Origin of the sequence: Aeribacillus sp. FSL M8-0254 (assembly GCF_038008845.1) — a bacterium.
GTDB classification, from domain to species: Bacteria; Bacillota; Bacilli; order Bacillales; family Aeribacillaceae; genus Aeribacillus; species Aeribacillus composti.
On the sequence record NZ_JBBOZY010000001.1, the window covers coordinates 1,500,427 to 1,513,041 of the forward strand.

Genomic DNA, 12,615 nt, shown 5'->3' on the forward strand with positions numbered 1-12,615 from the left:
ACAAATAGCTACCAGTATGTTATTTTACAAAATATTACAATAATCTTGTTTTCGGGCATACCTACAGAATTTTTCACATTGAATTTTTTTTAAGCGGCTTTCTTCCCTTTATTTTCCTTTGCCATCGCTAGCGCTGAAACAAGTAATACAATAGCGTTCAGGTAAATATGGGTCTTTACTTTTTCAATTCCCCATACATGTAGGGAGTTCGCCGTAAGGTAGCTTTTCATTCTTGAATTACAGCGTTCTACTCTTGTCCTCTCGTTGTAAAGCTCTTTCCAACGTTTTGTATCACGGTGCGGATTGGAATATCGGCGCACATCCTTTTTGATGTCGACTTTTACCACCATTCCATAGTTGGAAGATGAACAGGCTGCCATTCCTAATGGGCAATCCACTTTGCCGGTTGCGTGAGGACATCTGAACTTGAGCTGGTCCTTATCAGCTCCCCAATAAGTCATTTCATAACCCATGGAACAACGCGGAGTTCCATTGGAAGAAATCCCTTCAGGAGGCTCTTTTTCGTTGCGCAAATTGAGTGGGATAATGGCTTGCGCTCCAATGTTTTTGGCTGATTCATAGTTTTTTAGTTGGTCATATCCGCCATCCATGATCAGAAATTCAATTTTGGATTTGGTACGCTCTGCCACTTGCTCGATTAATTCTGGTGCGACTTCTCCATCGTTCACATGGGCAGGGGTTACTTTTATGGCCATTGGCAGTTCGCTTGCGGTATCGACTGAAAGATGCATCTTATAGCCAAACCAGGTAATTTTATTGCCGAAGGAATCATATTTTGCGCCCCAATTGGCATTACCCGTTTGTTCACTACGCTTTTTGGGCTGTTTCTTTTCATAGGCATCAATGGCGGCACTGTCGATGGCCTGGTGGCTGCCGTCAATTATTCCTTCCTCCTGAGCTAACTGTACCAAGTCAAGGAAGATCTTTTCAGCCAGCTTTTTTTTGGTAAGTGCCGCAAAAAACCGGCTGAGAGTGGAGATAGACGGTGCGGGGCGATCAATCGATAAACCGCATTGATAACGGAAACGAAGGTCTTTATCCAATCGATGATGAAGGGCGGTAAAGGTGTCGATGCCTTCGAGTGGGGCAGCGATGAGAGCCCTTAGAATCCCTTCTCTGGAATGACCGTCAGCCCCTCGGGGTGAAGAACTTCTCAACTGTTTAGCATAAGGGCGTAAATCAAGCGAGCTAAAAAAGATAGGTAATTTCTCTTTTGACTCTAATTTTTGCAATTCTTCAAAGGAAAATAGACTTTCTTGTAGAATATACAAAGTGACTTCCTCCTTTTGAATTTTTGTGGTTTCGTCACTTCAAAAATTCTACATTTTAGGGGTGAAGTCCTTTTTTATGTCTTTGAAATCCTTATGGCTCTTGGGTCAAAAAATATGCAAAATGCTCAAACAATAAAGCAGACAGCAGAGAAAATTCTATTTAAACCAGAAGAGTGATATGATGCTACATATTGTAGATGCTATGCGTAGTATTTGCAAACAAAGAAACCGTCCTAAAAAATGTTGGTACGTAGTTATAAGTAAAATTTAAAGGGCAGTCCTTCAATGACACACGCATATAGTGTCATTGAGGTGATACACCATGAGTAAGTCATCTTCTCCGTTGCTAAGTGTTTGGTTAGTAATCAAGGTAATGCAAATAGTAATCAATTTAGCACCACTTTGTAATTCGGAAATTAAAGTAACCTATATAAATCAAGGAGGTAGTTATGGAATACATTAAGTTGGAAAAAATTTCTTTAAAAGACCACCCTCAAATAAATGAAAAATGGGTACAACAAAAAATTGCTGAGGACCCATCCATACTCGGATTGGGCGAGATTGAATTGAAAGACATGGAGCGGAAACAGCCTAGGGCAGGGCGACTTGATTTTTTGTTTCAAGATGATAATAATCGTCGATATGAAGTGGAACTACAATTGGGAAAAACGGACGAAAGTCACATTATAAGAACGATAGAGTATTGGGATATTGAGAGGAAAAGGTCTCCTCAATTTGAACATGTGGCAGTTATTATTGCTGAAGATATTACAAGCAGGTTTTTAAACGTAATAAGTCTCTTCAATGGAAATATTCCTATAATTGCTATTCAAATGAATGCAGTACAGATAGAAGATAAAATCGGTCTTCAGTTTATTACTGTCTTAGATGAAACAGCTCTTCCTATGTATGAAGAAGATGAAGAGTTTCAAACTCCAACAGACCGGAAATTTTGGGAAGAAAAAGCGACTCCAGAAACTGTTGCACTTGCAGATGAACTGTTAAGTTTAATACATGAACATATTAACAATAATATTAGGCTTAAATACAATAAGTTTTACATAGGCTTAGAGCAAAACGGCGTAGCTAATAATTTTGTGACATTTAAGCCGCGGAAGCAAAACATAATTTTTCAACCGAAGTCAGAACGATTGCAAGAAATTGATGAATGGATTGAGGAATCTGGCTTAGATGTATTAGAGTACAGCAAAAGGGACAGAACATATCGAATCCGATTGACTAAGAATGATATTAATGAGCATAAAGATTTGCTTGTAAAGTTAATAAAGCATTCTTTTAATTATATGAATGGTTAACATTTTATTGAAATGAATTTATACAAATGTATATCGTTTTATAAAAACCAAATATCCTTTATCGATATTTAGTTTTTACTGAAGATTTATTTTGTAAGCCATGGGTCATTTTCCAGTCGGGCATGCCGGCGAGCGCTCCGGCTGTTTCGAAAATGCGGCCGTATTCATCGGTGCAAAACGGCACGATGCCAGCGTAAGAAGTGACGATATCGCGCGTTCCGCGGCGGTCTACGACAATCGCGGCATCGACGTCTTGCAAAAATGTTGGGTCGATGTTACGCGAGCCGAGGCAGCCGATTTCTTCCTCGACGGTAAAGGCGATTTTCAGTGTTCCTTGGAAGCGGGAATGGCGAATGAAATCAATGATTTCCAAAATGACAGCGATTCCCGCGCGGTCGTCGGCGCCTAAGATGCCGCGCGAGCTGCTTAGTACGGTTCCGCTTTCGATAATCGTACGTTTCGGTGAAAACGGGCGAACCGTATCCATATGGGCGGAAAGCAGAATCGTCGGGCCGTTTCCGCAATAAACTGCGGCAAGCAAGTTTCCGTAATCGTCGATTTCGCGCCAATCTGTTTTTTGTTGGAGCTTTCGATAGAGCATTTGCCGAATCATCGCTTCTCTGCCGCTTTTTCCGTTTATGGAAAGAAGGGAGTATAGGCGATGTTTGAATGTTTCTAAGCGATACGTCATTAGCAGCTCTGGATTCCGCCAGACGTTGTATAACCGTTCGGCCATTGTTAAAAGGTCATCGATGTGTCCGCTCTGATAGAATAAGGTTGCTTTTCTTTTTTCCGCTTTGATTCGAATTTGCTGCGGGGTGCAAGCCCGGATGATGGCGAGCTGCTGGGCGGATAAGTCTTCGAGAAAATAAATCGTTGCCGGGCGAACTCCCTCTCCGTCGCAGCTGTAGATGGTGTAAATATGCATCATGTTCAGCCAGCGGACGATGCCGCGGACGTACGGATCGATTTGAATGAGAGGAAGCTCGTTTTTCGTCGGGTCGACCAGCGTTTCTCTTCCTGGAATGTCATTACGAAAAACCATCTGTTTGGCGGTTTGTTGGAGCGCTTCCATCCAGTCCGTTTCGGAAATGGCGTCAAGGTGCTGGCGTTGTTGGATGAGCGTTGCGAATGTTTGTGCAAGCCATTGTGATGTAATTCCTGTTTCCTCATCTTCCGGATGAAATCCGTGCCGAATCATGAGTTTTGTCCATTTTTCCATACTACCCATCTCCTTTCCAATTCGTTACAATACAACTGTACAAATCAGTGTGTGACACCCCGTCACAAAGGGAGGGAGTGTGGAGTGGAAGAGTACGAGTTTTTTCCGCATCAAGAAGAACGCCGCTTGCTTGCGGAGTGGAAAAAAGAAAAAGATCGAAAACGGCGGGAAGAAATCGAAAATGAGTTGATTCATCTGTACGTTCGGTTTGGCGAGTATTTCAAAATGTCGAGCAATCCTGATCCGAAGCAGGCGAAAATGTATTTACAAAAGGCGTTAAAGCGAAAGCCAAGCCATTCCGTTGCGAATTATCGGTTGGCGCATTATAACGAAGGAAGATATGCCGAAGCGGCGTGCCATTTTCATCAGGCGCTTTCGGGATCAATGGATGAGCCTCTCAATGACACGCAGGCGATGTTAAGCCATATGATCCTTGTCAATTGCGGCATTTTTCTCGCGTTGAACGCATTAAAGCAAATGGAAAAGATGGAAACAAGACCGTATGATGAAGAAACGGTCGAGCGCTATCGCCAAGCGATTTTTCTCCATCGCATTGAAGATTTTCACCGCGCGCTTTATCGCATTATTACACTGGAAAGCGACGAAATTGTAACAGAGGAAACGTATTTTTCCGAGCAGGAGCGGTTTTCGCTGCATGAGGTGATGCTTTGCCTCAGCGAACAAGACGGTTTTGTCGTTCGTTACGCAGGCGAGTTGGTGAAGCTCGAATACCAATCGTTTTATGCGCTTGCGACAATTCTGCATAGCGAGCGGCCGATGACAGGGGAAGACGTCCGCGAAACATTGTTTCAATCGTTTTTTGGCAGAGACGTTACCGATGCCGCCGTTCGGAAGATGTTTGAGCGGCTGCGCGCGCGCATTCCGTTTTGGGATGATATCATTGAAACGACAAGGATAGGAAACAAAGCGGCGCGGCGCCGCAAACAAGGCGTTTCGTATCGGATTTTTTGCCGCGCGAGCGATATATTTCCTTGGGAGTAGGGAGATGGAAATGAACATACGAAAAAGATTGGAAAATCAAGGAATCATAGTCGAAGAATGGAAGGGAAAAGGAAAAGAATTTCGCAGGCGTTGGGAACGAGCGTTTACGGATGCCATTAGTCCGCAGGAGAAACAGTCGATTGATTTCGACCAGTTTTTGTGGCATGTATTCAGTTACGAAAAATTGCCTTGTCTTGAAGGAAAAGAGGCGATGCGCGCGTTTCATGAGGAGAACCGATTCGTTTGTTATTTGTTTTATCAAGAAAGGGAAGAGGCGTATATGCTTGTCAACGCCGAAAATTTGCGGGCGGAAGATTTGCGGCGCGAGCACGATGTGTATGTCGTCGACCCGCAGTTTACGTGGACGTACGTGCAGACGCATGAATACTATTGCGGGCCGTGTTTTTATCGAAAATATAGACAAGAAGGTTTCCGATTCAACAAATAAATCGAGTAGGTGGCAGATAATAGAGATGACAGAGCAGGAATCTCCCACCCTAAGTGTAGCGTAGATGGGAGAGATTCTTAAAATAGGAGATGTCTGTATAACTTGCGGATTTTTCGCTCGTGTCGGGCGATTTTGTTGAAGTGAAGTTTCCGTTAGCTCAATGCGCAAGCTGGCTTTATTTTGTTTCCAGCCGGTTAAACGGTTCGTTCACTCGTTTAGTTCCGCAATTTGGGTGCGAATTGTGTGACGAAAAGATCTATTGTGTTAATCATTTTTTGCAATCGTATTTTGTACCATTTTGCCATCTTCTTAGCAATGGTGATAAATAAATGATAGAATGAAAAGAAGGAAAATTTCTCGATGATATGGAGGTAAATAGATTGATTTATCAACTAAAGGTGCAGTTAAAAGGTATTCGCCCGCCGGTATGGCGGCGGTTATTGGTGCCAGGCGATATGACGTTTGCCGAGCTTCATCGCGTGCTGCAAAAAGCGTTTGACTGGGAAGACCGGCATTTGCATACGTTTTACATCACGAAGATGCGCGGAACGACGAAGCTGCGCATCGAAATCGGCAATGATGTCGGTGATAGATGGAGCAATGCGGACTATGAAGAGCATAAGGAGCGGCTTTTCGATTGGCTTGTGCAGGAGGGAGACCGCTGCTTGTATATTTATGACTTCGGCGACGATTGGGAACATGAGATCGTGCTTGAAAAAATAGTGAAGCCGCAGCCAGATCTCGTCTATCCAGTTTGCCTCAAGGCGGTGCGTGTTGCGCCTGAAGAAGACAGCATGGGCGAAGGGTGGAATCCAGAGGCGATCGAGACAAAGGAATTGACAGCAATGGTCAATGCAAAACTGGCTCCACTGAGCAAAAAAGTTGGCAAGGAAATCCAAAAGAAAGCGCGAAAAGAGATGGAGAAGGGAGCGCAGGCCACACAAGGCAACGTATGGCGGGCACTGTTGGAAAAAGCGGTGGCGTTTAACCGGTTAGCGCCGTGGCAATGGATGGATGATGATGAAATTTTCCTTGTCATCGATCCGGAAACGAACGAGCGCTTATATTGTTCCGTCATTGGCGCGCTTGGCCAAGAGCGTGGCATGGTCGTATATATCGGGGAGCAAGGATACAAAAGTCTGCAGCATTTATTCAAACAGCCATATCCCGAACAAGATCCTGTTTATACACAGCGGGCGGTGCTCATTTCCTTTGCTGACCGAAATGAATTAAGCAAGGAAGACTATGAGCTCCTCCGCTCCCTAGGCATGACATTCCGCGGCAAAAAGCAGTGGCCGCAGTTTCGCAGCTTTGACCCAGGGTACTATCCGTGGACGATTTCTGAAGAGGAGGCGAAGTTGGCGACAGTGGCGCTTGATCAGGCGTTGGATGTCGCGCGGCGCGCTGGGGAAGGAGAACTTTCGCTTTCAGTGTTTCCGCAGGATGAAAAGATGTTTGCCCGCATCGGTGAAAAGAAGGATGGGAATGTCGTTTGGCGCGATGATCTCATTCCGCTTGCCAAGCTGGAAGTCGAGGAAAAAGCGCCGACGTATGAACTGCTTGTCGATCCGAAGTTGATTGAAATGGTGAAAAATATTGGACAAGTATACCATGGCAGCATCGAATTTGACGCGGGGTATATCAACCGGCCGGTTCAAGAGAAGCGCGGGGAGCGCCCGTATTTTCCGATATTTGTACTGGCGGTGGATGTGAACACTGGGTTTATCATCCATAACGATTTGCTTCCGATCGAGAATGTGGCGATGCGCGTGCAAAAAAGCTTTTTGGACATGCTTCTGCGGCTCGGGAAAATACCGAGGGAAATCCGCATGAAAAAAGAAACGAAGCAAATGCTCGCCCCGGTGCTGCGCAAACTGACGATCCGGACGATGGAAGTGCCGCAGACTCCTGCGTCCGAACATGTCCGCAGAACTTTTGAAATGTTTTAGGATGAGATTCAAGGAGGAGTCTAGATTTGATGGATCGCAGTCAATCAGCCCTTTTCTAGAAGAAACGGCGATGGGATTGGCTGTGGAGTGCTCTTCCTATCGCAAAGCGGCTCATACGCTTGCCCAGATGGTCGGGTATCCGGTGATGAGCCATGAGGCGATCCGCCAGTTGGTGCTCGAGGCTGAAGTTCCGCTGCACTGCCCGGTGGACCAGCGATATGGACGGGTGCTGTTTGTGGAGGTCGATGGACTGTTTGTCTCTCGCCAAGGGAAGGGAAAACGGGCCAAGGAAGACAAAATCCTGACCGTTCACGAAGGGTGGAAGCGCAACGGCTCACGGATCGAATTCGTGAATCAGCGCCATTACGTCCATGAGGGCAAGAGGGAGGTGTGGGAAGGCTTCGAGGAATTTTTGATGAACGAATATGCCTATGATCCGTGTCGGGATCTTCTTGTCATCAACGGGGACGGCGCTCCATGGATTACTGCATGCCGGGAGTATTTCAAAGGACGGGTCTGCTTCCAACGTCATGGCAAGGGATGAGAGTCCAAAAGCGCTTACGGATGAAATTCAAAAAAAAGGTTCGCTAACCTATGACTTACATCTATTTTCAGCGAACCAAAAAAATTTCCACAAAGTCTTGACTGACTCCCCTTTCTCCTTGACAGATGTCTGTAGGAGAAAGGGTTATTTTATTGGCGAACATGATGTAGAAGATTCCTTTTTTTCTCGTTTTGGATTAAATGGACTTGTCATATGATCGTTTGTGACTGATTTTTGTCATAAAACGACCATTTTTGAATGTTTTTGATAAAAAATGATAGATTTTCGAAAGTGCTTACACTATAATGAAATTAGAGAAAGAGAAAACATCCAGATGGGAGTTGATAAGGTTGCTAACACCAGAGAGACACCGGATCATTTTAGAGCTGTTGGAACAAAAGGGAGTCGTCAAAATTCAAGAATTGGTGGAGGCAACCTCTTCGTCAGAATCTACGATTCGAAGAGATTTAAGCCAATTAGAAAAAGAAAAAAAGTTAAAGAGAGTTCATGGCGGAGCTTCCTTATTTCAACAAAGAAGTGAAGAGCTGAGCATCTCCGAAAAATCGACAAAGAATTTAGAAGAAAAGCGGATGATCGCTCAATATGCAGCGAGTCTCATTCAAGATGGTGATTGTATATATCTTGATGCGGGTACAACCACCTTTCAAATGATCCCGTACATTTCTGCTCAAAAAATAAAAGTAGTAACAAATGGATTAACCCATTTGGAAGAACTGCTTGAACAAAATATCGAAACCTATTTAACGGGTGGTTATGTGAAAAAGACCACAAGAGCTCTCATCGGTAAGGGAGCTCAAGAGGGGCTGCAATCGTATCGTTTTGATAAGGCCTTTATGGGTGTTAACGGCATCCACCTTGAGTTTGGTTATACAACTCCTGATCCAGAAGAAGCGGCTGTGAAAAGCCTCGCAATGAATCTCTCACAAAAGTCATTTGTTCTGGCTGATCATACAAAATTTAATGAATTTACCTTTTCAAAAATTACAGATTTAAATGATGCCGTCATTATTACAGATGAAATTGATCAAGAAATCTTAGAAGAATTTTCAGCCAAAACCGCAGTAAAGGTTGTGAAATAATCATGATTTATACGGTTACCTTAAATCCATCGATTGATTATCACGTCCGTATTAATCACTTAAAAATAGGAGAATTGAACCGAGCGGAAGAAACACTTTACTTCCCGGGAGGAAAAGGGATCAATGTGTCCCGCGTATTGAAACGCCTTGGTATCGATAGTGTTGTATTAGGTTTTGCAGGCGGTTTTACAGGAGATTTTCTTAAGAATGCATTAATTAGTGAAAATATTGCCATCGATTTCACTGAGGTGGAAGAGCCTACCCGGATCAATATAAAGCTGAAAGGAGATCAAGAAACGGAAATTAACGGGAATGGACCTGCCATCTCAAAAGAAAAGCAGGAAAAGCTATTAGCAAAAATTTCTTCTTTGAATAAAGATGATGTTTTAGTGCTTGCTGGCAGTTTGCCTCCAACAGTTCCTGAAAATTTTTACGAGACGATAGCATCGATTTGTCAGGAAAGGGAAATACCGTTTGTCGTTGATACATCAGGACCGAGTCTAAAACGGTTGATACCTATGAGACCTTTTTTAATAAAACCGAACCATCACGAATTAGGAGAGTTGTTTCATGTAAACATTGAGACGGTAGAAGATGCAATAAAGTACGGAAAGAAGCTGCAAAGTGAAGGAGCAAGGAATGTAATCGTTACCATGGGAGGAAACGGAGCAGTATTGATTAATGCTGATCATACCGTATTGGCCAAAGTCCCAAAAGGTAACGTGAAAAATACAGTAGGAGCTGGGGATTCAACTGTTGCCGGTTTCTTAGCCTCCTATATTCAAAACCATGACGCGATCAAAGCATTCCAACACGGCGTCAGTGCCGGAAGTGCAACAGCATTTTCAGAAGATTTATGTACAAAGGAAAGCGTGGAACAGCTTCTTCCAAATATTCGCTTGGAAATTTATCGGTAAGGAGGATTGTATAATGAAAATCACGGATTTATTAACGAAAGAGACGATTATATTAGATTTACAGTCTGCTACCAAAATGGAAGTACTTAATGAATTAATAGAAACGCTTGCGAGGGCAGGGAAGCTTCACGATAAAGAAGCGTTTAAGGAGGCCATCCTTGCTCGTGAATCTCAAAGTACGACTGGAATTGGCGAAGGGATAGCGATTCCGCATGCTAAAACGAATGCAGTTAAACAGTCTGCGATCGCATTCGGTCGTTCAAAAGCAGGCATTGACTTTGAGTCTTTAGATGGTAAGCCCAGCCATTTATTTTTCATGATTGCAGCTAGTGAAGGCGTCCACAATGCTCATCTAGAAACACTTTCCCGTTTATCGACATTGTTAATGGATCAAGAGTTTCGTAAAAAAATTGAATCAGCCAATTCTGCTGAGGAAATCATTGAAATTATCAATGAAAAAGAAAAGGAAAATGAAGAAGAGAGCGAGCAGACCGATTCTAAAAAAGGAAAAATTTTAGCCGTTACTGCTTGTCCGACTGGTATTGCCCATACGTATATGGCAGCGGATGCTTTGAAGACAAAAGCGAAAGAGTTAGGCGTTGACATTAAGGTTGAAACGAATGGTTCAAGCGGTGTCAAAAATAAGCTGATGCCAGAAGAGATCGAAGAGGCAGACGCAATCATTGTGGCTGCAGATAAGCAAGTGGAAATGGACCGTTTCGACGGCAAACATGTCATTGAAGTCCCTGTTGCACAAGCCATTCGCCAACCAAAAGAGTTGATTGAACGAGCATTAAAGAAAGACGCACCTATTTACAAAGCTTCGGGAAAAGAAACAAATTCAGCGTTTCAACGGGGAGAACGAAAAGGATTTTATAAGCACCTCATGAATGGGGTTTCAAACATGCTGCCATTTGTCGTTGGCGGCGGTATCTTGATTGCCATTTCATTTATTTTTGGGATTAAAGCGTTCGATCCGAACGATCCATCTTACCATCCGATTGCTGAAGCATTGATGACTATTGGCAGTGGAAATGCCTTTAAATTAATGATTCCTGTTTTAGCAGGATTTATTGCCATGAGTATTGCGGATCGTCCGGGATTTGCTCCGGGAATGGTCGGAGGATTTTTGGCAGCAAATGGGGAGGCCGGTTTTCTTGGTGGATTAATTGCCGGTTTCTTAGCCGGATATTTAGTCGTTCTTTTAAAACGAATCTTTCAAGTTCTGCCGCAATCATTAGAAGGGATTAAGCCAGTTTTACTATATCCTTTATTCGGTATTTTAATTACAGGTTTTATTATGATGTATGTGGTGAATGATCCTGTTAAAGCGATTAACGATGGATTGAAAGCTTGGCTGGAAGGCTTAGGAACTGGGAACTTAGTTCTTTTAGGTTTGATTTTAGGGGGAATGATGGCTGTAGATATGGGAGGTCCGATCAACAAAGCAGCCTTTACATTCGGTTTAGCGATGATTGATGCAGGAAACTACGCCCCGCATGCTGCGATTATGGCTGGCGGTATGGTTCCTCCATTAGGACTAGCCATTGCAACAACTTTGTTTAAAAAGAAGTTTACAAAAGCAGAACGAGAAGCAGGAAAAACGTGCTATATTATGGGGGCAACCTTTATAACAGAAGGAGCCATTCCTTTTGCCTCAGCTGATCCAGGACGTGTAATTCCATCGATTATCGTAGGTTCCGCAATTGCCGGTGCGTTAACGATGGTATTTGGAATTGGTTTGTCAGCACCGCACGGAGGCATATTTGTCATCCCGATTATAAGCGGCAGTCCATGGTTATATGTGCTTGCTATTTTAATTGGTTCATTTGTAACAGCTCTTATGGTCGGTTTCTTAAAGAAAGAAGTAAAAGAATAAAAGACTAATACGAGCAGCAAATTTCTTTTAAGGGTTCGGATCTAGGGTCTGACCCCTTTTTTTGGTGCGCCCGGCATGTACATGAACTATAGGGTGTAAGTCCCGAACCGCGAAGACAGAAGTAGAGGTTAGCTCAACGAAAGGGTGTCCGTGGTGACGCGGAATCTGAAGGAAGCTGGAGGCAAAACACCGGTCCGAGGAACACGAACCTCATATAAGGCTAGGTATGATTGAGTGAGTTTGCCAAACAAAACAAAGCTCTTTCTGTCGAAGGTCATATCGAGTAAATGAGGCGGATAGATGGTGTGAAAGTGCATGTACTTACCCGGGGAGGTCTGGCGGATAGGTGAAATGCGCTTCATAACCTACTTAGTGATAAGTAGCTGAACCGTCAGAAGTCAGCAGAAGTCATAGTATTAGTTGGTTTAGAACTACTAAGAAGGACCGAACAATCTGTTCAAGCGACATTAAAAATCAGCAAAATGAAAGCCGATGGTCAATTGTTAACGATTCAAACGGAAGAAGTATTCCCGCAATTTCCTTCAGAACTCGTACATCCAAATACAGCGATTGTCGATGTTGATGAAAAAGATATTGATAAAAGGCCAATCGGTACGGGGCCATTTAAAATTTCTTCTTTTGAGCCTGGGGTAGAGCTGAAGTCGAACGATTTGAAAAGTATTGGGATGGCAAAGCAAAGCTTGAAAAAGCAACATTTGCTTTCAACGAGGATGCCAATGCGCGGAAAATGGCGCTTCAATCAGGAGATGCGGACATTATATTTAGACCGCCGGTAGAAAATCTTGAAAAATTAAAAGAAGAAAATGTAAAAATAGAATCTGTTCCAACATAGCAATTATTTTTGATCATCTCGTGCATCATGATACTAGCGGAAAATGAAGGATGTTATAATACTTCAGTCATCATCAATTTTTGAAAAGGGAGC

9 protein-coding genes and 2 pseudogenes are annotated in these 12,615 nt (G+C 43.4%); 9 read left to right on the plus strand and 2 right to left on the minus strand.

The genetic code is table 11. From position 1 onward, the window contains the following. Nucleotides 1–89: 89 nt before the first annotated feature. A complete protein-coding gene (locus NSQ44_RS07300; protein ID WP_340856280.1) occupies nucleotides 90–1,292 on the minus strand; it encodes a transposase in 1,203 nt (400 codons plus the stop codon). A 449-nt stretch (nucleotides 1,293–1,741) separates the two neighbouring features. On the opposite strand from NSQ44_RS07300, the gene NSQ44_RS07305 reads away from it, so the two are divergent. Then, a complete protein-coding gene (locus NSQ44_RS07305; protein WP_340856281.1) occupies nucleotides 1,742–2,608 on the plus strand; it encodes a hypothetical protein in 867 nt (288 codons plus the stop codon). Nucleotides 2,609–2,666: 58 nt separating this feature from the next. Here the strand turns inward: NSQ44_RS07305 and NSQ44_RS07310 are convergent, their stop codons facing one another. Further along, nucleotides 2,667–3,830, minus strand: coding sequence for a M20/M25/M40 family metallo-hydrolase (locus NSQ44_RS07310; protein WP_340856283.1), 1,164 nt, complete (start codon nucleotides 3,828–3,830; stop codon nucleotides 2,667–2,669). 84 nt (nucleotides 3,831–3,914) lie between these two features. Between NSQ44_RS07310 and NSQ44_RS07315 the strand changes: the two genes are divergently transcribed. The 8 genes and pseudogenes from NSQ44_RS07315 to NSQ44_RS07350 all read left to right on the plus strand — a co-directional run. Then, nucleotides 3,915–4,832 (plus strand): tetratricopeptide repeat protein, encoded by a 918-nt coding sequence (locus NSQ44_RS07315; protein ID WP_340856284.1) that lies wholly within the window; start codon nucleotides 3,915–3,917, stop codon nucleotides 4,830–4,832. A gap of 10 nt (nucleotides 4,833–4,842) precedes the next feature. Further along, nucleotides 4,843–5,280, plus strand: coding sequence for a DUF4275 family protein (locus NSQ44_RS07320; RefSeq protein WP_340856286.1), 438 nt, complete (start codon nucleotides 4,843–4,845; stop codon nucleotides 5,278–5,280). A 380-nt stretch (nucleotides 5,281–5,660) separates the two neighbouring features. Beyond that, nucleotides 5,661–7,229, plus strand: coding sequence for a plasmid pRiA4b ORF-3 family protein (locus tag NSQ44_RS07325; RefSeq protein ID WP_340856288.1), 1,569 nt, complete (start codon nucleotides 5,661–5,663; stop codon nucleotides 7,227–7,229). 16 nt (nucleotides 7,230–7,245) lie between these two features. Next, nucleotides 7,246–7,755: pseudogene (locus NSQ44_RS07330) on the plus strand (UPF0236 family transposase-like protein); the annotation flags it as partial. Nucleotides 7,756–8,123: 368 nt separating this feature from the next. Continuing rightward, nucleotides 8,124–8,873, plus strand: coding sequence for a DeoR/GlpR family DNA-binding transcription regulator (locus NSQ44_RS07335; protein ID WP_340856290.1), 750 nt, complete (start codon nucleotides 8,124–8,126; stop codon nucleotides 8,871–8,873). A gap of 2 nt (nucleotides 8,874–8,875) precedes the next feature. Next, nucleotides 8,876–9,790 (plus strand): 1-phosphofructokinase, encoded by a 915-nt coding sequence (gene pfkB, locus NSQ44_RS07340; protein WP_340856291.1) that lies wholly within the window; start codon nucleotides 8,876–8,878, stop codon nucleotides 9,788–9,790. Between the two features lie 13 nt (nucleotides 9,791–9,803). After that, nucleotides 9,804–11,669, plus strand: a complete 1,866-nt coding sequence (locus NSQ44_RS07345) for a PTS fructose transporter subunit IIABC (protein WP_340856292.1) — start codon at nucleotides 9,804–9,806, stop codon at nucleotides 11,667–11,669. A 715-nt stretch (nucleotides 11,670–12,384) separates the two neighbouring features. Then, nucleotides 12,385–12,522, plus strand: a pseudogene (locus NSQ44_RS07350) (hypothetical protein); the annotation flags it as partial. Nucleotides 12,523–12,615 lie beyond the last annotated feature (93 nt).

Excerpts from the sequence above, each read along its gene's own strand:
- NSQ44_RS07305 (WP_340856281.1), top strand. The coding sequence starts at position 1,742 with ATGGAATACATTAAGTTGGAAAAAATTTCTTTAAAAGACCACCCTCAA.
- NSQ44_RS07310 (WP_340856283.1), bottom strand. The coding sequence starts at position 3,830 with ATGGAAAAATGGACAAAACTCATGATTCGGCACGGATTTCATCCGGAA.
- NSQ44_RS07320 (WP_340856286.1), top strand. The coding sequence starts at position 4,843 with ATGAACATACGAAAAAGATTGGAAAATCAAGGAATCATAGTCGAAGAA.
- pfkB (WP_340856291.1), top strand. The coding sequence starts at position 8,876 with ATGATTTATACGGTTACCTTAAATCCATCGATTGATTATCACGTCCGT.
- NSQ44_RS07345 (WP_340856292.1), top strand. The coding sequence starts at position 9,804 with ATGAAAATCACGGATTTATTAACGAAAGAGACGATTATATTAGATTTA.